We start from the raw sequence: 23,590 nt of genomic DNA on the forward strand, positions 1-23,590 counted from the left end.
TCAATCTCCTTCGAACACTGGGCGCGACTTCGCGGCAAACGCGCTATATGCGCGCTCGAAATCGCGGGTGCTCATGCAGATCGCCTGCGCTTGCGCCTCGGATTCGATCGCTTCGTCGATGCTCATGCTCCATTCCTGGTGCAGCATCTTCTTCGTGATGCCGTGCGCGAAAGTCGGGCCCGCGACCAGGTCTGAAGCGAGCTTGTGTGCTTCTTCAAGGAGCGCTGCCGGTTCGCACAAACGATTGTAGAAACCCCATGCGTAGCCTTCCTCGCCGCTGGCCGAGCGGCCGGTGAAGAGCAATTCGGCGGCGCGTCCCTGGCCGATGATGCGCGGCAGGATCGCGCACGCGCCCATATCGCAACCTGCGAGACCCACTCGCGAGAACAGAAAGGCAAGCTTGCTACGCGCGGTGCCGAGCCGCATGTCGGACGCCATTGCGAGAATCGCGCCGGCGCCGGCACATACGCCGTCGACGGCGGCAATCACAGGCTGTGGGCAATGCCGCATCGCCTTGACGAGATCGCCGGTCATGCGTGTGAACAGCAGCAGTTCCGGCATCGGCAGATCGATCAGCGGCGCGATGATGTCGTGCACGTCGCCGCCGGAGCAGAAGTTCTCGCCTGCGCCGTGAATCACCACGGCTTTTACGTCGGTCGCATACGCGAGTTGCCTGAACAGGTCGCGCAGCTCCGCATACGATTCGAAGGTGAGCGGATTCTTGCGCTCGGGCCGGTTCAGCGTGATTGTCGCGACCTTATCGGCGACCGACCAGCCGAAGTGCTGCGCCTCGTAGCCGGCGAGCGTCAGGCGATTGCCGGCCAGCAATGCGTCGGCGTTGGATCGTGTCATGAATATCTCCTGTGTCGACCAGAGTTGACGCTTTAGCGTCTTACTCTGGTCCCATGCAATTCGTTGCGGTCGACCAGAGTTGATGCAAAGCACTTACTCTGGTCCCGTGCAAGATGGTTGCCCGGTTCGGTGCGGATCAGTCTTTCAGACTGTCGAGCAGATGTTTCTTGAGTTTGCCGAGGCGTTGATGGGTACGCGATTTTTCATCGAGGCTCAGGCCGCCGAACAATTCGACGACCCATTGCTCGTGCGCGACCGCCATCTTGTCGAACGCCTTGCGGCCCGCGGGCGTCAGGCAGACGCTGATCGAACGGCGATCGTTCGGATCGGTATCGCGCGAAACGAGCCCTTCTTTTTCGAGCTGATCGGTAATGCCGGTGACATTGCCGCCTGTGACCATCAAACGGCGCGACAACTCCGTCATTTTCAGGCCTTCTGGATAGCGTTCGAGTTGCGCCATCAGGTCGAAACGCGGCAACGTGGTGTCGAATTCGTTGCGCAGGCGCTTGCGCAGTTCGGCTTGCACGAGATTGGTGGTGGTCAGCATGCGCAGCCACAAACGCAAACCCATGTGACTATCGGCGCCCGTGCTCATTTCCAGATCCACGACGTTCTCCGCAGGATTGGCGATGCCTTTGCGCGGCGGTTTAGTCTCTGCCGCTGCGGGCTTTTTGACGTTCGATGACTTGCTCACATTACTTCTCCACCGGAGATGGAAATGGATTGGCCCGTGATCGCGTTCGAGTCGGGTTGGCAGAGCCAGAGCACGGCGTTGGCCACCTGTTCAGGACTGACAAAGCGACGCTGCGGATTTGAGCGCAGCAAAGTGTCGCGTGCTTGCTGTTCGGTGCGCGAGGTCTTGCTGGTGATCTGTTCGAGCGATGCGTGCAGCAGCTCGGTCTCGGTGTAGCCTGGGCACACCGCGTTGACCGTCACACCCTTGGTCGCGACTTCCAGGGCGAGCGAACGCGTCAGGCCGATTACGCCGTGTTTTGCGGCGCAGTAGGCGGCGACGTACGCGTAGCCGATCTGTCCCGCCGTGCTCGCGACGTTGACGATGCGGCCGTGGCCGCGTTCGAGCATGCCCGGCAAGGCCGCGCGCGTGCCGAGAAATACGCCCGTGAGGTTGACGTCGAGCATGCGCTGCCAGAGCGCCATGTCGGTGTGCGTAAAGGGGGCGGCTTGCGCCTGGCCTGCGTTGTTGACGAGGATGTCGATTGCGCCGGCTTGAGCGAATGCTTTTTCTACCGAGTCTTCGCTGGTGACGTCGACACTGATGCAGGCGACCTCGCCGAGCGCTTCGAATTGCTCCCGCTGTGTATCGAGACGCTGCGGATTGCGGCCCATCAATGTGACACGCGCGCCGGCTCGCAGCAGTGCTTCGGCGACTGCCGCGCCGATGCCGCTGCCGCCGCCGGTGACAACGGCGTGCTGTCCGGCCAGCGTCGAGGTATTCGTGTTCACGTGGTTCCTTCAGCGCGTTGCGCGCGTTCTTGTGGCGACAGGCCCGCATTGGCGGCAGCCTGCGCGCGTTCACGTTCGAGATTGCGTTCGAGTTGCGACTTTGCCGCCATATAAGGCTTGGGCCACATCACGTCGAAATAGCCGATTTTCGCGGCTTCGTTCAAGGTCCACGACGGATTTGCCAGATGCGGACGCGCAATCGCACAGAGATCGGCACGGCCCGCCGCGATGATGCTGTTCACGTGATCGGCTTCGGAGATCGCACCGACCGCGATCGTCGCGATGCCGGCTTCGTTGCGGACACGATCCGCGAACGGCGTCTGAAACATACGGCCAAATACGGGCTTTTCTTCCTTGCTGACCTGACCCGACGAAACGTCGATCATGTCCGCGCCGGCGGCTTTGAACGCGCGTGCGATTTCAACCGCATCGTCGGGCGTCGTGCCGCCGTCGACCCAATCGTGGGCCGAAATGCGCACCGAAATCGGCTTGTCTTGCGGCCAGACTGCGCGGATCGCTTTGAAGACCTGCAACGGATAGCGCAGGCGGTTTTCCAGCGAGCCGCCGTACTCGTCGGTGCGGTGGTTGGTCAGCGGCGACAGGAAGCTCGACAGAAAGTAGCCGTGTGCGCAGTGCAGTTCGAGCCAGTCGAAGCCGGCTTCGTTGGCCATGTGCGTGGCGCGGACGAATTGCGCTTCGATTTCGCGCAGATCGTCCTGGGTCGCTTCGCGCGAGCGCTGGCTGATGCCGCGCAGATATTGCTGTGGCGATGCCGATATAACCGGCCAGTTACCGTCGGCGAGCGGCTGATCGATGCCTTCCCACGCGACGCGGGTCGAACCCTTGGCGCCGGAATGGCCGAGCTGCATGCCGATCTTCGCATCCGACTGGCGATGCACGAGATCGACGATGCGTTTCCACGCGGTGAGATGTTCCGGCGCATACATGCCGGGACAAGCGGGCGTGATGCGCGCTTCCGGCGACACGCAGGTCATTTCCGTCATGACCAGCGCGGCACCGCCCATCGCGCGGGCGCCGAGATGCATGAGGTGATAGTCGCCGGCGATGCCGTCGACAGCGGAATATTGCGCCATCGGCGAGACGATCACGCGGTTCTTCAGCGTGACGCCGCGTAGCTTGAACGGCGTGAACATCGGCGGGACGGAATGTTTTTCCGGTGCGCGTTCTACGCCCGAACGCCGCGCGAGCCAGTCTTCGAATTCGGACAGGTAATGCGCGTCGCGCTCACGCAGATTCTCGTGCGAAATGCGCTGCGAGCGGGTGAGCAACGAATACGCGAACTGTTCAGGCTCGAACGACGTATAGCGGTCGACGTGCTCGAACCATTCCGTCGAATTGCGCGCGGCGTTCTGAATACGCAGTACGTCGATGCTGCGCACATCCGTGTAATGCTTCAACGCAGTGGGCAGATCGCCGGGGTGCGCGCCGATGCTGTTCGCGAGTTCGATCGAATCTTCAAGTGCGAGCTTGGTGCCTGAGCCGATCGAGAAATGCGCCGTGTGCGCCGCGTCGCCCATCAAGACGATCGGCGTTTGGGTGCCGTCGGCGTTGTCGCGCCAATGCACCCATTGCTCGTTGACGACGCGTGGAAAACGGATCCATTGCGACGAACCGCGCAGATGCGCGGCGTTCGATAGCAACGCGTTGCCGTCCAGATACTTCGCGAAGAGCTTTTCGCAGAAGGCGATGCTGTCTTCCTTGCTCATCTCGTCGAGACCGGCCGCGCGCCACACGCGCTCGGGTGTTTCGACGATGAAGGTCGAGGTCTGATCGTCGAAACGATACGCGTGCGCCTGAAACCAGCCGAATTCGGTTTCTTCGAAGGCGAAGGTGAAGGCGTCGAATAGTTTTTTGGTGCCGAGCCAGACGAAGCGGCAATCGCGCATGTCGATGCCGGGTTTGTACGTGGCCGCGTGCTTTTGGCGGATGGCGCTGTTGGCGCCGTCGCAGGCGACGATCAGGTCGGCTTCGTAAGCGGTGTCGTCGGTTACCTGGGTTTCGAAGACCAGCTTGACGCCGAGGTCTTCGCAGCGCGCTTGCAGGATATTCAGCAGACGTTTGCGGCCGATGCCGCAAAAGCCGTGACCCGAAGAGCGGATCTGCCTGCCGCGGAAATTGATCTCGATGTCGTCCCAGTGATTGAAGGCGTCGAGGATCGCGTCCGCGCTTGGGGCGTCCGCTGCGCGCAGGTTGCCGAGGGTCTGGTCGGAGAACACGACGCCCCAGCCGAACGTGTCGTACGGGCGGTTGCGCTCGACGACCGTGACTTCATACGCCGGGTTCCGGCCCTTCATCAACAAGCCGAAGTACAACCCGGCCGGGCCGCCGCCGATACAGACGATGCGCATGCTGGTTCCCCAATGTGGACTCTGCTATGGGGGGTAATTTAGGCCTCGATAGTTTAGGTGTCAAGTAAAAATCGACGTAGTCCTGGCGACGTAAAGGTGATCGTGATCAGAAGAAATAAAGTCGGTCGGAGTTAAATATAGACGGTCGGAGGCCGGTGGTCCGCAGGGGGAACGCCCTCACGAGTCTTTTCTCACTTGGACTAAATGGTTCCCGCGTTGTGAAGTGGCGGTAAGAAACGCGAGTGGTTTTGCGATGAAGTCCCGACGTGTGGAGACTGGGCGGAATCTGGCGAATCGTCAGTGACGGTGGAGCTGGTGGCCGACGACGGAGAGGATTTTGCCAAGCGAAATTAGAAACGTTTACGCATAAACCTTTCTCGGCCGATCCATGAGATTTTCGACGGGTACGCACTCAAGCATGCAGCAACACGACGCTCCCATTGCCAGCTTCTGTAACTCGATCCTAACCAGGCCGGTGCACCACACTGTGGTGTGGGGGACCGTCGGGATTATGGAGTTGAGTTCGCGCATGCAATCCGGGGCGCCGAATCTGCATTGCTGTGCCGCCACAACGTGGCCCCCCTTTTTCAGAGAGGCGGCCGGTGACGTCATAAAGTCTTCGTAGGAGTGTCTCGAAATGGTCTCAATGGCATTTTGAGCCTATTGGACTGGCGCTCTCAGCATAGCTGCATGAAATGAATCGAGGTAGTCTGCGATGCAGGTTTGCCAGATAGTGACCACTCGGAATGTCGTATTGTGGAATGCAGAAGTGGTTTCTGGATCGTCGAAGCCGCTTGATCACCCAGACGCTCGCGATTCTCCGCTGACGGTGAAAGCGGCTTTGCCGCCGGTAGACTTGTGGCTCATAACAGGCGCGCCCGGACGGCGAAAAACGGGCTGTCACTACTTCTACGAAGTTCGGCGTCCAGCCACTTGTTAGCCTGACGAGATCCAGGCCCAGTCCAGCAGCGCGCCCGCGATTCGTGCAAAACGTTTTGCGGGATTTGTCACAAGCGTAGTAATGTGTTTCGAGGATGCGATGGATATCGTTCAAACTCCGGTCCAGACTGATGATTCGAACAACCTGGCGCGTTGGGAAGAAGTTGTTTGTGGTACGCAAGTCTCAGTTCAAACGCTCCCCGTCGGGGAGATGCCGTTCAACGGGAAATTGAAGACAACCCAATTGGGTGCAGTACTACTGCGTCATTTCCGATCGACACCGATACGTTATGTCCGCGGGCAGCGTGAGATCAGTCGCTATCCCGGAGATGTGTTTGAAGTGTCGCTGACTCTGTCCGGCAGAACCATTTTTGTGCAAGACGGGAACGAGATTGTTCAGAATCCGGGCGATGTTGTCATGTTCGATACATGCCGCCCTTTTGACTACCTGCTACCTGAAGGAGATGATCAGATTGTTCTGGATATTCCTGGCGTGTTGTTGCGGGAATATCTGCCGAATGCGGACAGCTTTACGTGCACCTTACTGAACGGAAAATCAACATTCGGGGGGCTTGTAGGAAAGATGTTCCAGGACATTGAGACGGTGGGCGCTGAGGCAGGAGAAGCTCTTTCCGCACGGCTTGGCACTGCCGTCGTTGATATGGTTGCGACCGCCTTTGACGTCGAGATGGGATCGAGAGTTTCCGTTCGCTGCACCCGGCCGAACCTCGTGGAACAGGTCAAGACATTCGTACTCGACAATCTATCCGATTCGACACTGGATGTTGAGGCCATCGCTCGAGCCAACAATGTCTCGGTGCGCTCCTTGCATCGGTTATTTGCCGCGCAGCAAGGCACGACTGTGATGCGCTGGCTCTGGCAGCAACGCTTGTGCGCGAGTTACAAGGCACTGGCAGTCGGGCGAAGTAGCCGTGTCAGCGATGTTGCAATGATGTATGGCTTCACCAATTTTTCTCACTTTGCACGATCTTTCAAGCAGACGTTCGGCGTACTGCCTCAATCGTTGCTTCGATCCCGGTTGAAATAATTTTCCTTGGACGTAGTAGTGCGTCCACCGCAGTCGATCGCCCGGCAGCAACGACTGCGGTGCAATCAGCCTAGAAAGAACGCGTTACTGCAATGCGTGCGACCGTCTGGTGTGAATTTGACGACACGCCTGCGGATCCGGGAATATAGGCCTCCGACAGAATCGTGTCGTCACCGCCCGATACTTTCTGATATACGAGCTGACTGTAAAGAGCAGTTCTCTTCGACAAACTATACTGAGCCATCAGCCCAATTTGATTCCAATGTAAAGAAGATTCCGGGCCACCTTGGTTGACCTTTGATCGCGTATAGGTGTACATGCCACCGACGAAGAACAGCGGCGTAACGTCGTATTTAATATTCAATTCAACGTTGTCGAACCGGATGTCCGGCGTTGGAGTGCCAAGCCCACCCACGTAAATCGATGAGGTTGCACGCCCGACATTCACGTGCGTGTAGACTGCCCCAAGCGTTACGTTGCCGATGCCGTAGTCGGCGCCAAACCCATATGTTTTCTGACTTGTACTTTGTAGTCCGTAGTCATCTGCGGCGATCGAGCCTGTCGTCGCTGCGCCCGGGTTTGAGAGGTTGGCAAAGGCCACTGCAAGTGACAGTGTGTTGTACGAATATTTCATCCCCATCGAGAACTCTCGATCTTTTGCAAAGCTTCCAGGTTGGTTGCTGAAACCATAAAGAATCGTTCCGGAAAGACCACCATACGTGTTGCTTGTAAATTTGATCGAATTATTTGCGTGGTACGTCGAATCGGTATTGTCGTTGTCCAGCGGATGAGAGAAGAGGAAGCCGGCCCAGTTGCCATTTGCGGTTAGAAGCCCAACCGTATCGGATATTGAATCGAACTGTCTGCCGATAGTTATCGAGCCGAGAGTGTCCGATTGAAGGCCTACATATGATTGGTAACCGAAGAGACGACCACCATATCCGAGTGTCCCGCTCTCAACGTTGAATCCACTCTCGAGGTCGAATATAGCGTTCAGTCCGCCGCCAAGGTCCTCTGTACCTTTTAAACCCCAGCGACTGATGGCGACGTCGTCACTCGCCATCTGGTAAGCACGACTTCCTCCGGTGTTGCTGGTGAGATTGAGGCCTTCATCAAGAACACCGAATAGCGTAATGCTACTTTGTGCAGATGCATTTGCTGAAAAGGCAAGAAATCCGGCAATAAGCAAAATGTTGGTATTCATAGTAAAAGCAATTTGCTGAAAAGTTGAGGATGAATTCGTCGTAGACAAGTAGATATGTGAAAGATGGTTTTCGAGAAACAGGTCATCCACGTCGCGGGCGCGTTCCGGTTGTTATCCTCAACAGAATCTGCGTGTGGGGTGACTTTGAAGATGTGGAAGTTGAGACAGCCCCGGTCTGAGCTGGTTTATTCAGCCGGGGCTGAATGTTTCGTCAATGTCTACCTATGCTGGTGTCTGCAATAGGGTGTGGCATTGAATGGCGGTCTGGACTGGTCGGATTGAGCAGGTCGGATTCATCTAGCGTATTGAGTTTTGCGCGTGAAACTAATTTCAATTCGGCTTCGAAATCAAAATTTCGAACCAGGAAGAGATACATTGCCGTTGAGAAAAGCAGGCCAATGGAGAAAGCGATGTCGGCTTTACCTAGCAAAATTGCTACGGGTCCCGTGTATATCGAGGTACTGAAAAACGGAATCATCACGAGAAACCCGCACGCATAGCTCGTGATCCCAGCTTTGTTCCATTGCCCGTAGATCCCGCCGTCAGGGCGCATGATGTCGGATATTGAAAATGCACCGCGCCGCACGAAATAGTAATCGGTCAGATTGACGGCGGTCCATGGAATCAGGAAGTAGGCGAGAATGCTCAGAAAGGCCGAGAACGAGTCGAGGATGTCGGAAGAGAGAGACAAAACGGCGATGATAACGAGTAGTCCGGCACCAATGATGGTACAGGCGCGCAACCCAACCGTTGAGCGAATAGGGCGGAAAGCTTCGGCGGCACTCAGAAGTGCGACCGTGCCGCTGTAAAACGTGATGGCGCAAGTGATGAGACACGAAATTGCCGAAATGACCATCGTCGCGGCGCCGAGACCAAAGCCGAAGCTATCGCCCATATTCCGGATCGATGCGATAACGTCCGTGTTCGGAAATGCTACCGAGAGTGCGGCTCCGAGGCTCTCGAGCCAAATCGCCGAAAGCAGCGTACCGCAGAAGACTGCAGCCGACACCGCGCTACCCTTTGTCTTCGACGGGAGGTACCTCGTGTAATCGGAGACCATCGGCGCGATCGCGATCTGGTACGTCGCCGCTGCGCCGAATTGCGCCAGAAACGGAACGAACGCGAAATGACTATGAGACAACATGGACCGGATCGGCAAGACGGTCGCTGCGGCTATTGTCAGAAAAACCAGGTTCGTCAGCGTTGCATACGAGGCAAATTTTTCGACACGCAGAACAAGTCTATAGCCGACGATAGCGATGACCATCGCGGCAATTCCAAATGCGGTCTGGAGGGTAGAGACGTGGTTGATTCGTGTGACGTCTACAATCGATTGAGCGCCTGTCTGAATATAGAAAATTGCGAAACCGAACTGGCACAACATCGCAGCCATCAGCGGAATGACAGCGCCGCGCGATCCGAACTGGACTCGCGACTGAATCATCTGAGGTAGACCCATACGCGGACCCTGCGCGCCATGAAACGCTTGAAAGAGCGTGCCAAAGACGCTTCCAAGAACTATTGCGGCTAGAGTCCAAACGAGATCGAGTTTGTAAAGCGGGCCGACTGCGCCCGTGAACAGCGTGATCAATGTAGCGTTGACCATGAACCATAACTGAACCTGGTTCGCAACGTTGCCGTGTCGTTCATTTTCTGGGACGTGGTCGAATGAACGCGATTCGACGATATCTGACTGGCTCACGGATTCTCCTTTTGGGGGTATATCGTCCAGGTGTTTCAACACTGGTAAATTTTTACGATGATTCTCGTTTCGAGGAATGCATGTCATGAATTTGCCTCGGCCGAGCGACTGTCCGGTAATGCGCTCGCAGAGGAAGGTCTATGACACTTGCCGCGTGACTCAAGGCTGGATCGTTTAGTCTTTTCCGGAGCGTATGGGCGTCAAAATAAGCATGCTCCGCTGTGTGTGCTAGCTGAATCGTCTAGTAGTGCCAGCTACAGCTTGATTCAGGATCCGGGCATCTCGCGACGTTACGCCTTCCAACGAACGTTTCGTCGGCACGATTCAATCCATTTGTGAGTTATTCGAAATCCTGCTGATCGTGCCAGCCTATACGCCGGAAATGCCTAAATTGGGTTTCACGCGGTCCAGAACCTTGTGTGTGATAGAACGAAAACAAGATTGAGGATCGAAGGTGAAGTATTGATGCGAGGGGAAGGATGAAATCACTTGTCGTGAAGCAGTTCGGGCGGCCACCACAGATGATGGTCGAGGAGCGTCATCGGCCTGCGCAGAAGGAAGGTTTCACGCTCGTACGCATGAAGGTTGCGACGATAAACCAGCTTTCGAATACGGTCCGCTCCGGTGGCATTGCTGGATTGAAAGCCCCACTGGTGCTCGGCAATGAAGGCGCCGGCGTCGTTGAATCGAGCGCCCGATTCCGCCAGGAGACGCGCGTCGCGGTTTTCGCGGCGGGACAGCTGGTGTTGTTCCCACGCGGGTTCAATCGAATCGCGGCTCGCGGGCGCTTGCGTGGCGTCGTCGACGATCTGATTGCAGCGATTGATGAGGATTATTATTGACGCGTCGGGCCGACTTCGTATCGGACTTAGCGACGGACGGCTTGTCCAATCGGCCAGACAGCAGCGAATGTGATTCGTGAAGTGGTCGTCGGACTGGCCTAATCGTCGCGTGTGTGCAATAGTCGTTGGCACGTACGGCGTTGGTCGCTAACTACATCTTGTCGGGCAACGGTCAGTCAATGGCCAATTCACAGGTCAAAGTGGCCTCAATGACCGTTGTGCAGAAGGGTGAACGGGAGCAAGCCATAGCGCTTCTTGAAAGCTCTGCCGAAATGTGACAGGTCATTGAAACCTGAGTCGAATGCCGCTTGGCTGACACGTTTCACACTACCTTCGCTGAGCAATCGGTAGCTGGCAGCAAGCCGGCGGTTCCACATCCACGCATTCACTGTCAGTCCCTCTGCCGCAAAGACGCGGTTCAACGTCCGCACTGAGATGCCGTTGTCAAAAGCGATACGTTGAATGTCGAGTTCGGGATCCGCCAGGTTTGCCTCTATATATCGCTGAATTGTTGCCAGCGGCCCGGATCTATTGCGGTCAGCTGCAGCAGAGAGACGGCTTTCGACCGCTGCGGCGAGGATGTCCAGCGTGCCATGACAAAGACGAACGTCGTCCGCCTGATTCGATAAGGATAACTTCATACATTCACGAATCAGGCTCCGAGCCATGGAGCCGAGCGCCGTCGAGCCTTCCAGCAGCGTGGCCCCGATCCCGTTTGCAGTTCCAAGTCGATCGAGAAGGAGGGCACCTGGAATTTTAACAACCTGGGTCGTCGAGCCTTGCGGATAGGTGACCGTGGATTCTTCGGACGAACTGTAGATCACCATGTCGCCGGAACCAAACTGGGTGCGTTTGTTACCCTGCTCGACGACCCCGTGGCCCTCGAGTGACAGCACGAGTTGAAAGCAGTCCCCCCTGCTGTCGCGTAGCGCTTCGCCCCCCCTTCGGTAAGCCATGGGTGGCGATGTCACCTGGCTGATCTCAAGCGAACCGAACCGGCGTGCGCAAATGAGTCCGGTCAGAACATCGTGACTGAGCGTTTCGCAGTCGACCGTGAGATAGGTCTCGCAAATTGCCTCCCGCCAGCATTTGAATCGTTGCGGAAAGGGTACTTCGCCGAGGTTGAGGGGGGATGCCGTCATGCTTGGGTTTCCAGACTATGTGTCGCTCATTTAAGCCGTTATGCACGATGAAATAGCGGAGATAGCCTGTCAATCAAGGTGAACACCTAGGCGCTGGGAGTCGATCATTTGGCGCGCTCAGCAGAGCCGGCTTGTGACGGCAAGGGTAAGTTTTTGAGCAGTCGGTTTCGAACGATTGTCCGCTCTCAAACCAACGCATGGATGATGCGGCAGACCGTTAGCGCGACAGCAGTAGCGTAAAAAGACAACATTGAGGCAATCATGAGTGCGATTTTTGAGCCGTTTTCATTGCGTAGCGTGACCATCAAGAACCGGATCGTAATGGCGCCTATGCTGATGTACACGAGCCAGGAGGACGGTCGGGTCAACGATCTTCATCTCGCTCACTACGGAGCGAGGGCGTTGGGCGGTGTCGGGATGATTACGACCGAGGTGGTTGCGGTGGATCCTTCCGGACGCATCAGTCACCGGGATTTGGGGCTTTGGAGCGACGCGCAGATTGGCGGACTGCGCCGCCTTGCGGATTTCATTCGAACTTGCGGCGCCAAAAGCTGCCTCCAGCTCGCGCATGCCGGACGAAAGTCCCAGGTGGAAGGGGCGATTTTCGCCCCGTCGGCGATCGCGTATGCCGGATCGACGCGCGTTCCGACCACGCTAACGCTCACGCAGATTGGCGAGATCATCAATGCGTATCGGTCGGCAACTGTCCGCGCTGTCGAGACCGGCTTCGATTGCCTGGAGATCCATGCCGCGCACGGGTATCTGGCGCACGAGTTTTTGTCCCCACTCAGCAATACGAGAACCGACGAATACGGCGGGGCGCTGAAGAATCGGCAACGCTTCCTGGTCGAGGTTGTGGAGGCGGTGCGAGCTGTCTGGCCGGATGACAAGCCGCTGATCGTGCGGATTTCCGCCGAGGACAAAGCAGGGCAACGCGGTACGGCTCTAGCGGACACTATGATGCTGGGGGCCGCTCTCAAGCAAGCCGGCGCGGACCTACTGAGCGTTTCGGCGGGCGGTCTGTCGCCAGTTTTCGACGGCGAAATTTACCCGGGATATCAGGTCGAGTACGCGGCAACGCTAAAGAAAGAATTGAAGGTGCCAACGGCGTGTAACGGTTCTATCACGTCCAGCGAGTTGATCGAATCGATTCTCCATAGCTCGTCTTCCGACCTCGTTTACATCGGCCGCGCACTGTTGCGAGATCCGTTCTGGCTGTTAGGCGTCGCTCGCGAAATCGGTGTGGAACCTGAGCTCGCGATTCCCACCTACGCGCGCGCGACCGGGCCGTATCAGCGCGGCCACTGAGTGTTCGCCGGAGTAGCCAGATCCCTCCTTGTCTTTGGATCGAAGCAGCCGGAGCGAGATTGATGGGCGCGCAAGCGGGTAATTCCGCGACGCAAGATATGGCGGCCGTTAATGGTTAATGGCGCGCCCGGTCGAAAGATTGGCGCTCCCGTCCGAGAATATTGAATCGCTGTCGATTAAATTGGTTCCGAAGCATCAATAAAAGCAGGACATGGAGCAGGAGACAATGGAAACCAGTTCATACGACTATATCGTCGTGGGCGGTGGCGCGGCTGGCTGCGCCGTCGCGGCGAGACTCAGCGAAGCCCCAGACAAGAGCGTGCTGTTGCTCGAAGCGGGTCCCCACGACAGGACGATGTCGATCAAGGCAAATGGGGCGTATTTTCGTACGATGGGCACCCGGCGAACGGTTCAGTACTTCACCGAGGCGCAGTCGTACACGAACAATCGTCCGATTCAGGTGATGCAGGCGCGTACGCTCGGAGGCGGTCATTCCATCAATGCGATGGTGTACGTCCGGGGACAACGCGAGGATTACGATGGCTGGGGCGACGCCGGCTGCACGGGCTGGCGCTACAGCGACGTGTTGCCCTATTTTCGAAAATCAGAGAACAACCTCCGCCTGCGAGACGAGTATCACGGCAACAACGGCCCCCTCGTCATTTCCGACAACAGCTATCGGCATGAACTCAGCGAGGCGTTTGTCGCTGCCGCGCGTGAGGCGGGACGCGCATCCGGCATCGACGTAAATGAGAACGCCGATTTCAACGGTGCAACCCAACAGGGCGTCGGCTACTACCAGACGTCGAGCCGTAACGGTGAGCGCTGCAGCACGGCGCGAGGGTATCTGAGAAGTGCGCAAGGACGGCCAAACCTTGTCGTCGAGACCGATACGCAGGTGCTGCGCATTGCCATCGAAAATGGCCGGGCGACAGGCGTGCTGATTCGGGATCAGCGGGGCATTGAAAGGCGTATTGAGGCACGGGAAGAAGTGGTCGTGTCGGCGGGAGCGGTCATATCGCCGAAGTTGCTCATGCTGTCTGGCGTCGGTAACGGGCAGGATCTGCAGGATCTCGGAATCGCCGTTAACAGCAATCTCCCGGGGGTTGGACAAAACTATCAGGATCATCTCGTGGCGCCGGTCGACGGCGAACTCAATCGTCCGATCAGCCTGCTTGGGCAGGATCTCGGCTGGAATGCGTTTCGTCACGGCCTGAATTGGTTGATGTTCCGCCGCGGCTTGCTGAGTTCGAACCTCGTCGAAGCAGGTGGATTTCTCGACCTCGACGGAGACGGTCGGCCGGAGATCCAGTTGCATGCGCTTGCCATGGCGTCGACCGCGTGGGGAAAACTCGAGGCCGACAACAAGATTCACGGTTACTCCGTGGCCCCGTGCTGCCTGACGAGTTACTCCCGCGGCACGGTCCGCCTGCGTAGTGACGATCCCGCCGATGCGCCGATGATCATCGCCAATTATCTGAAGGACGATCGTGACGTTCGCAATCTGATCCGTGGTGTCCGCTTCGCGCGCCAGATTCTAAAGGCACCATCGCTCGCGATGCAGATGACACGGGAAATCATGCCTGGAGCGCATATCGCGGACGACGACGAGTCACTTGAACAGTACGTTCGGAACCATGTGCAGATGGCGTTTCACGTTGCCGGTACCTGTGCAATGGGAACCGGCGTGGATGCGGTTGTCGACACGCGTCTGCGCGTCCGCGGCATTGAACGGCTCCGCGTCGTCGATGCGTCGATCATGCCGACACTCGTGCGCGGCAACACCACCGCGCCGGTCGTCATGATCGCGGAACGCGCCGCAGAATTCATGCACGAAGAGGCGGCGAACCGTAGGGCGTTTCCCTGCGCTGCGTAGCTGCGAATCGAACTGACAGGGGTTATCGCGAATGGAAAGTATCTCAGACGTCAATCATCAGGACCCGAGGCAGGCGGTTTTGTCGCTGCTCTATCAATACTCATGGGCGTACGACACTAACGATATGCCGTTGCTCGAAAGCGTGTTCAGCAAGAACGGCAGTACGGGCGGCGTGGTCGCCGGCACGGCGATTAGCTGGGGACAGTGGCAAGGGCGACAGAAGATCAGGGATGAGCTTTCCGCGATTCGCTGTTCCCAACCCGATCGGCGGCGTCACGTGATTACGTCGCCCGTTTTCGAGTCGGTGAGTGCGGATCGCGCAACATTGCGCGTGTATCTGTCGCTGTTCTCCTATGGGAACGGAAAGGTCCCCCATCTCGTGACGACCGGCGAATACGTCATGAATGCCTCGGTGCATGAACAAGGGTGGCTGATCGATTCGCTGGATGAAGTGCTGGAGTCGCCATTCTGACTCTGGCCGGGCGGGGCAGGGTCCATCAGACCGGATCCGCGTGAAGAAACAGCAACCGGTTCGCGAACAGGAAAGGATAAGGGACTATGAAACGGGAATCGAGTGGCAGGCAGAACGCTCAGGCAGTACTGAACGTTGTGCATAGCTACGCATGGGGTTACGACGAAAACGATGTCGAACTCCTGTCGTCCGCGTTTGCGGAGGAAGCCGTGTCGGGTGGGAGAGTCGCCGATACCGGCGCCGGCTGGGGGCCCTGGAAGGGCCGTCGGGCAATCGTTGAGGGACTGCAAGCGATTCGGGAGCTTCAGACCGATCGACGGCGGCATCAGCTGAGCACGCCAGTCTTCCACTCGTTGACGGAAAACGAAGCGGTCGTGAACGTATATCTGTCGCTGCTGGGCGTTCCCAAAGGCGCTGCGCCGCGTCTGGTGACCACGGGTCATTATCGTGCCTCTCTGAAGAAGCTCGATGGCGCATGGAAGATCGTGGCGCTGGATGCCGAACTGGATGGATCCTTCTGATGACCGGTGTGATCTTCGATCACGTCGTGCGGCAGGTGGTTTTGCGTTGACTGCCGCCGCGATCTATTGAACAGGAACGATATGAATGCAATGGCAATGGGCGATGGCGAGGCAGTGATGAAGGAGCTTATCGATCTGCTCAATCACTACGCATGGTGTCTGGACAAGACAGAAGTAGAAAAGATGCGTGACGTGTTCGCCGAGAATGTGGAAGCACTTGTAAAAGTCGCCGGAAACGTGGCGACTGAACAGTGGCACGGCCGCAACCGGGTTGTGGACGGGTTGATCGGCATGCGTGAATCACATTCGCGATGGCGCAGTCAGCAACTTACGACGCCTTTGTTTGCGACCATCGGTGACACGCGCGCCACTATGCGGACCTACCTTTCGTTGTTCACCTGCGATCGCGGCCAGACTCCCGAGATCGCTGCAACGGGCGAATATCGCGCCGAGGTATCGAGAGCGGAAGGCAGATGGGCGATTGATCGACTTGAATTGATACTCGATTGCGACATAGCGGCGTAAACGCCGCGGATACATTGTTGCGCGCGAGTTTGGGCAAGACGGGTACAAAAAGCTCGACCAGGATACGGCGGGAGACACGAGATGAACACGATTGACCAAAGCAGAACGCCGGACGGCCTCAACGACGTGAGGGTCACACAGATCTTCGTTGCAGCATTTATCACCCAGTTCTGCATTGGGCTGGAAGTGCTGCTGCGAATCAATGCCGCCACGCCGATCAAAACCAGTTTCTTCGACGCAGTCGATCCATTGACGTCGGGCGCGCATATTGGTGAGATTCTGGGCGTGCTGTTTCTCGGTTTCGCGATTGCAAACTTTGTCATGGCGCCTTTCGTCGATGCAGTCGGTATGCGGCGGCTTCATGTGCTCGGCGTGTTTGGATTTCTTGCCGGTACGGCCACCATCTGTCTCGCGCAGCCCGGCGCGCCGTATGCCTACGCGCTTCTCTGGACAGGCTCGTTGTTGCAAGGACTGGCGTGGGGCGCGCTTGAAAGCGTACTGAATCCTCTGGTTGTCAGCATTTATCCCACACGCAAGGTTGCGCGGCTTAACCTGTTTCACGCCGCGTACGCATTGGGCATGCTTGTGGCTGCGCCGGTGTGTGTTCTGGTCGAGCACTATTCGCTGGGATGGAAGCTGCAGCTTTGCGTGGTCTTCGTGCCGGCATGCGTTGCGCTGCTTCTCGTGGCGCGCTTGAGCTATCCGCCAAGCGAGCGTGTCGCCCACGGCATTTCGTTTCGCGACATGTTCCGTCATACGTTGAACCGTCCGCTTTTCTACTTCTGCCTGTGCGCGATGTTCCTGACAGCCGCGACGGAGCTCGTGACAAGCAGCTGGATCGATCTGACGCTGACGAAAATCGTCGGTATTCAGGGTTTCTGGCTGGTCGCATTTATCTATACGGTGCATCTGGTGGTAAAGAGCTGTGCCGGTGTACTCAATCGATATCTCGGTTCCGCCGGACTCCTGATGGTCGCTTCGTTGTTCGCTGTCGCGGGCTTGCTGATGCTGAGTCAGGCGAATACACCGGCGAGCGGTTTGTGCGCGGCGCTCGTATTCGGAATCGGCACGGCGGTCATGTGGCCGACGACGCTTGCGGCAACCTCGGAGCGTTTCCCAGCGGGCGGCGCTTTTGCGATTGGGACGATGGCGTCGGCAGGCATGCTTTCAACGTACGTAATGATGCCGGTGTTTGGTCGCATGTTCGACGCCGCAAAGATCGAGGCGGCAGGCGGAGCCGAGGCATTCCAGCATGTCGCACCCGGCACGCCGGGATTCGACAGGACTATGGTGCTTGCAGCGTCGACAATTTTCAGGGACGGCAGCGTGATGCCGGTCGTGACACTCGTGTTCTTCGCTTGTCTCTGGTTCTACGACAGCCGCCGGAGGCAGGTAAATCTTGCGCTCGCGGATTCGGTCGCGACGAAGTAGAGCCAATTGCGTCCTCGTGCCGGATCGGATGCACTTCGTTTGTGTGTACGCGTGATTGATTCATTCCATAGGCATCCTCGCCGTAACGGATGCCGATTTTCGTTTGAAGGAGTGGTGTAATGGGCGGTTTGTTTGACGAATTCCAATTGGGCGACCTGCAACTGTCAAATCGACTTGTGATGGCCCCGGTGACGCGCGCACGCGCAGATCATGGCGATGTGCCGACTGCATTGATGGCCGAGTACTACGCACAACGTGCGGAGGCGGGGCTCGTCATCTCGGAAGCGACCAACGTAAGCCCGATGTCTCGCCCATTCGACCGGGCGCCGGGCCTCTATACCCCGGAGCAGGTCGAAAGCTGGAAGCAGGTGACGTCCGACGTGCATCGCGCGGGTGGGCGTATCTTCGCGCAGTTGTGGCATGGTGGCCGCGTAGGCGCGATGGGGCTGCTCGACTGGCAGCAACCAGTATCGCCCTCCGGTTTCAATGATGATGTCGACAGCCTGCATGTCTGGGGGCTGCTGGATAACCGCAATTACGTGCGTGTTAGTGCGACGCCTTCCCGCGCGATGACAATCGAGGAGGTGGGCGCAACGATTCAGGAATACCGGCAAGCTGCGGCGAACGCGCTGGAAGCGGGATTCGATGGCGTTGAGATTCACGCTGCCAACGGATACTTGCCACACCAGTTTCTATCGGCGCACGTCAACCGGCGCGACGATGAATACGGCGGCTCAGTGGCGAATCGGGCGAGATTTCTGGAGGAAATCGTTGACGCAGTTGGTGCTGTGATGCCGTTGTCGCGCGTAGGCGTTAGAATTTCGCCCTACACGTCGTATAACAATGCGCTCGACGATCAGGTTCCGGAAATGTACGCCCACGTTGCGACCTCGCTCGACAATCGTGGCGTCAGCTACATCCATATCGCCGATGTGAACGGCTGGTATGGCGCACCTGATCTCGAACGGATTCTGGACATCGTCCGGCCGCGATATACCGGCGTTCTGATTGCGAACGGCGGATTGACGGTTGATGACGCAAAGGCCCTGGTCAACGATCGCCGCGTGGAACTCATCGCGTTTGGCCGGCACTTCATTGCGAACCCGGATCTCGTGAGTCGATTGAAAGCGGGTGCGCCGTTGAACGTGGTGCGTGAGGAGGGCCTGTACGCCGGCGGTGCCAGCGGGTACACCGACTATCCGCGTTATCGCTGAAATGAAATGACATCGTGCCGCAGGTTTGCGGCACGACGCGCTATTTCCGGCTTTTCTGCAGCGGGCAAGCTCTGGTCAGATGGCGGCCTCCCGCGGTTGTCCGAGCAGCGGTAGCCGATGCAGCATATCTCTCATCGCCAATGCATCCCAAGGCAAATGCTCGGTAATGCCCAGACCGACCACGTCCACCACTTTCGATACGTCATTGATGAGCCTGACCACCTGAGGAATGGTCATCGAGCCCTGTGCGATTCCGTCGAAAGCGCCCTCTGGTGCCGCAGGGTTCGAGAACAGCAGTGACCGGAACTGGATTGGGTCAAGCACATCGAGATCGAAATGGATGGCGATGTGCTGTGCACCGATCTCTTCCAGCCATTCGAGCACCGGCTGGCTGTCCGTTGCCAGATCGACGGGGCCGGCGTGGCGTAGACCGGTGCGAGCGATGAAATCGCTCTCGACGGGTAGCGTTTCCTTGAGTCCCGCATACATCACGCGCGACGGATCCAGCGGACGGCTAACCGCCTTCACGAAATCCGGATCACCTTCACCGAGCAGATTCCCCAGCACCATCGCGTGCGCATGTTGAAAATCGCGCGGCGTCATGATGTCGGGATGCGCGTCGATCCAGAGGACAGCCAGTTTCCCGTCATAGCGTTCATTCAGGTAGGCGAACGGCGCGAGATCCACGAGGCAGTCTCCGCCGAGCACCACAATGCGTTCCGGGTTATGACGCGCGATGCATTGCTTTGCCGAATCGAGTTGGGCAAGCAGTGCGCGGCGGCCAACAATGCCATCCTCGATCGTCAGCGCGCCGGAAGCGGGGGGTTCTATGTCGACCGTTTCGACGGGACCGCTTGCAGGAGGCGCGAGCCAGGCAAGCAGTTGAGCGCCGAAGTGATACGGTGGGTTGTTGCCACCTTGCCATTGCGGCATGAGCAGGCGAAGCGTCGTGGTGCGCTCGGTCGGGGACATGTCATTTTCTCCGGAAAAGGACAGATTCACAGAAACAGAGGCGTGCGTCTCGACCGCGAATGTCAAGTAGTTGCTTCGACGTGCCAGTCGCTGGAATATACGGCACGCGACTGACGGGAAGAAACCGTGACGGGGATGGAAGGGAGACCACCTCGACCCGGACAGGGATCGAGGCGCGCGAGTGGTGCGCGGATTACATGCGCCGATGCCGACCCGGCAGGGCAGACAGCCAGCGCGGCAGTCGCCCATGGCCGTCGGACATCAACACAATGAACAATAGCGCGCCATTCACTAGCAGGATCGTCGCCGACGGCACTCCAAGGAGGCTAAGACCATTGTTCAGGATGGTCAGAGTCATCACGCCGCTCGCGATGCCTGTCGCGCTGCCGACGCCACCATTCAGCGTCACGCCGCCGACAATCGCCGCGGTAGCTGCCTGAAGCACCAGATCCGTTCCAAATCGGGACGACGCTGTCGACAAACTGATGGACGTCAATGCACCGGTCAGACCGGCGAGCGTCCCCGACAGAATGAACGCGGCATATAGCGCAAATGAGACATTCGAGCCGGCCATTTCTGCCGCCTTGCGGTGACTGCCTGCCGCGCGAATATCCCGGCCGACGCGTGTGCGGGACAGCATAAGCGCAACCAGTACAAAAGTGCCGAGCGTAATTAGACTGCGCACGGAAAATATGGCGCCGATCGACTGGTCCAGCAGGTCCGCCTCATCGAAATTATCGTAAGCCAGCACCTGACCGCCTTCGAGCCATACGGCCAAGCCATTCAGCAGGATCATGGAGCCGAGCGTCGTGACGAGTGAGGAGACGCGCAATGCCCGGGTCAGAGCGCCGTTTGCAAAACCGATGACTGCGCCAGCAAGCAATGCGAGCGCGATGCCGAGCACCGGATGCGAGCCACCGACCTTGACCAGCACGAGCCCGGCGACGGCGGAGACTGCACCGACGCTCAAATCGAACTCGCCAGCGATCATTGTCAGTGAGATGCCCAACGTGACGAGGCCGAGCAGCGCAAATGCCTGCAGCAATGCATAGATATTGCCGGCAGACAGGAAGCCAGGATCGGCTGCGAGGAAGATCAATAGCAGGGCGATCGGGAGTGCGAACCGCCAGTAGGAACGATTGAGGAGCAGGGTCATGATGTTGGCGTGGGACGGTTGGTGTTTAACGGCGTTTGCCACCGAGGAGGGCGCCAAGCGCGACCGACAACAGCACCGCTGCCCCCTTGACCGCGAGTTGGGCTTCGTACGGCAGATTGTTGACGATCAGCAGGTTGCTGATGATCGCGAGGAACAGCGCGCCGAATGCCGCGTCTGCAATCCGGCCGCGTCCGCCGGCGATACCGATTCCGCCCACCAGCACGGCGGCGATGGCGCTGAAGTTCAGGTCGCTGCCGACGAGCAGATTTGCCGTACCGGATTGCGACGCGATGAGAACGCCGGCGGCGGCGGCGGCAGCACCAGCGAACACGCAGCTCGCCAGCACCGTGGCGCGCGTTCTCAGTCCGGCAATCCGAGCCACGGCGCCGTTGATGCCGACGAGCCGCAATTCGCGACCGAAGCGCGAACGTTGCACGATCAGTTCGATTGCGAGGGTCGCCACCACGAGTAACAGGCCCTGGTGGGGAAGGCCGGGGAACAGGACGCCGAGCCCGAGCCAGGACGCATCTCCGTCGCCGATGATCGTGCGGCCACCAGTGAGCAGTGAGGCGATGCCGGTGATCACCGAGGCGGCGGCAATCGATGCGATGATCGGATTGCAGCGCAGCACGCCGATCGCGAGTCCCTGCGCTGCGCCGAGTATGACGCCAGTCGCGATCGCGGCGATTGCAGCCGGGATCATGCCGAAACCCAGAGCCGACACGAACACGATCGCGGCGAATGCCGCGGTCGCGCCGGTTGATAGCAGGAACAGCTGTCCGCACAGGGTGACGGCAGCGAGACCGATGGCCGCCATGCCAATGGCGGCGGTCGAGTAAAGGATCGCGGCCAGATTGGCCGGCGACGCGAAACGCGGAACGGCAATGCCCGCGACAACGAGCAAGACAATACACAAGAACCGTATCGACGTTGCCTGGACTCGGGTCGAGCTGAATTGATGACGGATCCACATAGGAAGCTTCGGCCGGGATGGTCCGGCGGGGTCGGTGATGGGTGAGTGGAGCGTTCTCATGCGGCCTCCGGAACTGGCGATCCGTGCAGGATGTCCTGAAGGATGTCGTCGCCGGTCGTGTCGCGGCGTTCGAGCACGCGCACGACGTTGCCGCGATAGACGGTTACGATGCGTTGCGCAACCTCCATGATTTCCTCCAGGTCCGTCGAATAGAAGACCACGGTCATGCCCGCCTGCGTCATCGTGCGCAGACGGGCGTAAATTTCCGCGCGGGCTCCGATATCCACGCCTCGGGTCGGCTCGTTTAGCAGCAGCAACCGGGGACCTGCGGCCGCCGCCTTCGCGATTGCGACCTTTTGCTGGTTGCCACCGCTAAGCGTCGACACGTCATGAGGAATCCGATCGGGGTCGATCTGGAATTGCGTGGCAAGGCGAACGGCGAGCTTGCGTTCGGCCGCTGCCGAAAGCCATCCACTAGGGCTGATTGACGACAGCACGTGTGAAGTCAGGTTGATGCCGATCGGCGCGTCGAGAAAGACACCCTTGCCGGCCCGGTCTTCGGGCACGTACGCAATGCCTGCGGCGTGCGCCATGTCGATACTGCGCAAGGCGACCGGGTTGCCGTCCAGCTCGATATGACCGCTGTATTCGGGGTGAAGGCCCGCAAGCGTCTCGACAAATGCATCGGCGCCGGAGCCTAATTGCCCGGCAATCGCGACGATATCCCCTGGGGCAACCGCGAGATCGAATGTCGCGAATCGGCCCTGTGCCGCGAGCGAGCGCGTCCGCAATCGCGTCAGCCTTTCCGACGCGGATTGCGCGAGCGGCGAATGACCGCCACGCACCAGATCGCGGCCAATCATGCCCCGGACAAGCTCGTCGCTGGTCAGGTCCGCGGTCGGTCGCGTCCAGATGTGCTGTCCGCTCCGAAACACCGTGACGCGGTCCGTTAGCGCAAAAATCTCGTCGAGCCGGTGGCTGATGATGACGAGCGACGCGCCGGCGTCGCGCAGCTTGCGCAACACGCCGAAAACCTGCGTTATTTCCGCATCGGAAAGCGTCGCGGTGGGCTCGTCGAGCAGTAGCACACGTGCGCCTCGCGCGACACCACGTGCGATCTCGACAAGCTGCCTTTCAGCGAGGCTGAGCGTCGAGGCGGGCTGCGCCGGATCGATGTGCGGCAAGCCGACGGCATCGAGATGTTCGCGGACGATACGCTCGAAACGACGCCGGATGTAAACGGCACCGACTTCCGGCGCGCCAAGCATCACGTTGTCGAGTACCGAAAGATGCGGGACGATCGACAGTTCCTGATGAACGATCGATATGAGGCGTGGATCGACCCGTTCGCCGAGCGCGAGCCGTTCGTTGTCGACGACGATCGTGCCGGTGTCTGGTTTGACTACTCCCCCGAGTATCTTGACGATGGTGCTTTTGCCCGCGCCGTTCTCGCCGCATAGCCCGTGAATTTCGCCGCGCTGCAGTTCGAAGCTAACGTCACGCAGGGCTTGCACGCCGCCGTAGCGTTTGCTGAGATGTTGCGCGATGAGAATGGAATCGGTCATGGTGTTGACGCTCTA

Annotated in this window: 20 protein-coding genes; 9 read left to right on the top strand and 11 right to left on the bottom strand. The window is 58.6% G+C overall.

The genetic code is table 11. The annotated features are described in order from the left end of the window. The 4 genes from AC3WOG_RS21570 to AC3WOG_RS21585 all read right to left on the bottom strand — a co-directional run bounded on the left by AC3WOG_RS21570 (position 1) and on the right by AC3WOG_RS21585 (position 4,685). Positions 1-852: an enoyl-CoA hydratase family protein gene (locus AC3WOG_RS21570; RefSeq protein ID WP_492579993.1), complete on the bottom strand. Its 852-nt coding sequence runs from the start codon at positions 850-852 to the stop codon at positions 1-3. 136 nt (positions 853-988) lie between these two features. After that, on the bottom strand, positions 989-1,546 hold the full coding sequence (locus AC3WOG_RS21575) for a MarR family winged helix-turn-helix transcriptional regulator (protein ID WP_492579994.1): 558 nt from the start codon (positions 1,544-1,546) through the stop codon (positions 989-991). Beyond that, entirely contained in the window at positions 1,543-2,316 is a 774-nt protein-coding gene (locus AC3WOG_RS21580; RefSeq protein WP_492579995.1) for an SDR family NAD(P)-dependent oxidoreductase, read from the bottom strand. Before AC3WOG_RS21580 ends, AC3WOG_RS21575 begins: the two co-directional genes overlap by 4 nt. Beyond that, positions 2,313-4,685: a bifunctional salicylyl-CoA 5-hydroxylase/oxidoreductase gene (locus tag AC3WOG_RS21585; protein ID WP_492579996.1), complete on the bottom strand. Its 2,373-nt coding sequence runs from the start codon at positions 4,683-4,685 to the stop codon at positions 2,313-2,315. The genes AC3WOG_RS21580 and AC3WOG_RS21585 overlap by 4 nt, the downstream gene beginning before the upstream one ends. Positions 4,686-5,724: 1,039 nt before the next feature. On the opposite strand from AC3WOG_RS21585, the gene AC3WOG_RS21590 reads away from it, so the two are divergent. After that, entirely contained in the window at positions 5,725-6,672 is a 948-nt protein-coding gene (locus tag AC3WOG_RS21590) for an AraC-like ligand-binding domain-containing protein (protein WP_492579997.1), read from the top strand. A gap of 70 nt (positions 6,673-6,742) precedes the next feature. Here AC3WOG_RS21590 and AC3WOG_RS21595 read toward each other — a convergent pair whose 3' ends face one another. Together AC3WOG_RS21595 and AC3WOG_RS21600 are read right to left on the bottom strand one after the other, a co-directional pair. Beyond that, positions 6,743-7,966, bottom strand: a complete 1,224-nt coding sequence (locus AC3WOG_RS21595) for a porin (RefSeq protein WP_492579998.1) — start codon at positions 7,964-7,966, stop codon at positions 6,743-6,745. Between the two features lie 121 nt (positions 7,967-8,087). Continuing rightward, positions 8,088-9,578, bottom strand: a complete 1,491-nt coding sequence (locus tag AC3WOG_RS21600) for a purine-cytosine permease family protein (RefSeq protein WP_492579999.1) — start codon at positions 9,576-9,578, stop codon at positions 8,088-8,090. Positions 9,579-10,072: 494 nt separating this feature from the next. On the opposite strand from AC3WOG_RS21600, the gene AC3WOG_RS21605 reads away from it, so the two are divergent. Next, positions 10,073-10,420, top strand: a complete 348-nt coding sequence (locus AC3WOG_RS21605; protein WP_492580000.1) for an alcohol dehydrogenase catalytic domain-containing protein — start codon at positions 10,073-10,075, stop codon at positions 10,418-10,420. A gap of 206 nt (positions 10,421-10,626) precedes the next feature. Here the strand turns inward: AC3WOG_RS21605 and AC3WOG_RS21610 are convergent, their stop codons facing one another. Continuing rightward, positions 10,627-11,562 carry a helix-turn-helix domain-containing protein gene (locus AC3WOG_RS21610; RefSeq protein WP_492580001.1) on the bottom strand — a complete coding sequence of 312 codons (936 nt, stop codon included), beginning with the start codon at positions 11,560-11,562 and terminating at the stop codon, positions 10,627-10,629. 261 nt (positions 11,563-11,823) lie between these two features. Here AC3WOG_RS21610 and AC3WOG_RS21615 point away from each other — a divergent pair, with 261 nt between their 5' ends. The 7 genes from AC3WOG_RS21615 (at position 11,824) to AC3WOG_RS21645 (ending at position 18,909) form a co-directional block, all read left to right on the top strand. Further along, the gene (locus AC3WOG_RS21615; RefSeq protein ID WP_492580002.1) at positions 11,824-12,870 is read left to right on the top strand and encodes an oxidoreductase; all 1,047 of its coding nucleotides are present in this window, start codon (positions 11,824-11,826) and stop codon (positions 12,868-12,870) included. A gap of 226 nt (positions 12,871-13,096) precedes the next feature. Beyond that, positions 13,097-14,746 (top strand): GMC family oxidoreductase, encoded by a 1,650-nt coding sequence (locus tag AC3WOG_RS21620; protein WP_492580003.1) that lies wholly within the window; start codon positions 13,097-13,099, stop codon positions 14,744-14,746. A gap of 31 nt (positions 14,747-14,777) precedes the next feature. Beyond that, positions 14,778-15,218: a nuclear transport factor 2 family protein gene (locus AC3WOG_RS21625; protein WP_492580004.1), complete on the top strand. Its 441-nt coding sequence runs from the start codon at positions 14,778-14,780 to the stop codon at positions 15,216-15,218. Between the two features lie 86 nt (positions 15,219-15,304). Beyond that, positions 15,305-15,739, top strand: a complete 435-nt coding sequence (locus AC3WOG_RS21630; RefSeq protein WP_492580005.1) for a nuclear transport factor 2 family protein — start codon at positions 15,305-15,307, stop codon at positions 15,737-15,739. Positions 15,740-15,820: 81 nt separating this feature from the next. Next, positions 15,821-16,264 carry a nuclear transport factor 2 family protein gene (locus tag AC3WOG_RS21635; protein WP_492580006.1) on the top strand — a complete coding sequence of 148 codons (444 nt, stop codon included), beginning with the start codon at positions 15,821-15,823 and terminating at the stop codon, positions 16,262-16,264. Positions 16,265-16,345: 81 nt separating this feature from the next. Next, the gene (locus tag AC3WOG_RS21640) at positions 16,346-17,695 is read left to right on the top strand and encodes an MFS transporter (protein ID WP_492580007.1); all 1,350 of its coding nucleotides are present in this window, start codon (positions 16,346-16,348) and stop codon (positions 17,693-17,695) included. A 119-nt stretch (positions 17,696-17,814) separates the two neighbouring features. Continuing rightward, positions 17,815-18,909 (top strand): alkene reductase, encoded by a 1,095-nt coding sequence (locus AC3WOG_RS21645; protein WP_492580008.1) that lies wholly within the window; start codon positions 17,815-17,817, stop codon positions 18,907-18,909. A gap of 75 nt (positions 18,910-18,984) precedes the next feature. Here AC3WOG_RS21645 and AC3WOG_RS21650 read toward each other — a convergent pair whose 3' ends face one another. From AC3WOG_RS21650 to AC3WOG_RS21665, 4 genes are all read right to left on the bottom strand, one after another. Next, positions 18,985-19,947, bottom strand: a complete 963-nt coding sequence (locus AC3WOG_RS21650; protein ID WP_492580009.1) for an arginase family protein — start codon at positions 19,945-19,947, stop codon at positions 18,985-18,987. Between the two features lie 127 nt (positions 19,948-20,074). Further along, a complete protein-coding gene (locus tag AC3WOG_RS21655) occupies positions 20,075-21,037 on the bottom strand; it encodes an ABC transporter permease (RefSeq protein WP_492580010.1) in 963 nt (320 codons plus the stop codon). 25 nt (positions 21,038-21,062) lie between these two features. After that, positions 21,063-21,953 (bottom strand): ABC transporter permease, encoded by an 891-nt coding sequence (locus AC3WOG_RS21660; RefSeq protein WP_492580011.1) that lies wholly within the window; start codon positions 21,951-21,953, stop codon positions 21,063-21,065. A gap of 113 nt (positions 21,954-22,066) precedes the next feature. Continuing rightward, the gene (locus AC3WOG_RS21665) at positions 22,067-23,575 is read right to left on the bottom strand and encodes a sugar ABC transporter ATP-binding protein (RefSeq protein WP_492580012.1); all 1,509 of its coding nucleotides are present in this window, start codon (positions 23,573-23,575) and stop codon (positions 22,067-22,069) included. Between the last annotated feature and the right edge of the window lie 15 nt (positions 23,576-23,590).

The organism is Paraburkholderia sp. FW306-02-B (assembly GCF_058782725.1).

Bases quoted from the DNA above. Each gene is read 5' to 3' on its own strand.
- AC3WOG_RS21655 (WP_492580010.1), bottom strand. From the start codon at position 21,037: ATGACCCTGCTCCTCAATCGTTCCTACTGGCGGTTCGCACTCCCGATC.
- AC3WOG_RS21630 (WP_492580005.1), top strand. From the start codon at position 15,305: ATGAAACGGGAATCGAGTGGCAGGCAGAACGCTCAGGCAGTACTGAAC.
- AC3WOG_RS21635 (WP_492580006.1), top strand. From the start codon at position 15,821: ATGAATGCAATGGCAATGGGCGATGGCGAGGCAGTGATGAAGGAGCTT.
- AC3WOG_RS21590 (WP_492579997.1), top strand. From the start codon at position 5,725: ATGGATATCGTTCAAACTCCGGTCCAGACTGATGATTCGAACAACCTG.
- AC3WOG_RS21640 (WP_492580007.1), top strand. From the start codon at position 16,346: ATGAACACGATTGACCAAAGCAGAACGCCGGACGGCCTCAACGACGTG.
- AC3WOG_RS21665 (WP_492580012.1), bottom strand. From the start codon at position 23,575: ATGACCGATTCCATTCTCATCGCGCAACATCTCAGCAAACGCTACGGC.
- AC3WOG_RS21610 (WP_492580001.1), bottom strand. From the start codon at position 11,562: ATGACGGCATCCCCCCTCAACCTCGGCGAAGTACCCTTTCCGCAACGA.
- AC3WOG_RS21570 (WP_492579993.1), bottom strand. From the start codon at position 852: ATGACACGATCCAACGCCGACGCATTGCTGGCCGGCAATCGCCTGACG.
- AC3WOG_RS21645 (WP_492580008.1), top strand. From the start codon at position 17,815: ATGGGCGGTTTGTTTGACGAATTCCAATTGGGCGACCTGCAACTGTCA.
- AC3WOG_RS21615 (WP_492580002.1), top strand. From the start codon at position 11,824: ATGAGTGCGATTTTTGAGCCGTTTTCATTGCGTAGCGTGACCATCAAG.
- AC3WOG_RS21620 (WP_492580003.1), top strand. From the start codon at position 13,097: ATGGAAACCAGTTCATACGACTATATCGTCGTGGGCGGTGGCGCGGCT.
- AC3WOG_RS21585 (WP_492579996.1), bottom strand. From the start codon at position 4,685: ATGCGCATCGTCTGTATCGGCGGCGGCCCGGCCGGGTTGTACTTCGGC.
- AC3WOG_RS21625 (WP_492580004.1), top strand. From the start codon at position 14,778: ATGGAAAGTATCTCAGACGTCAATCATCAGGACCCGAGGCAGGCGGTT.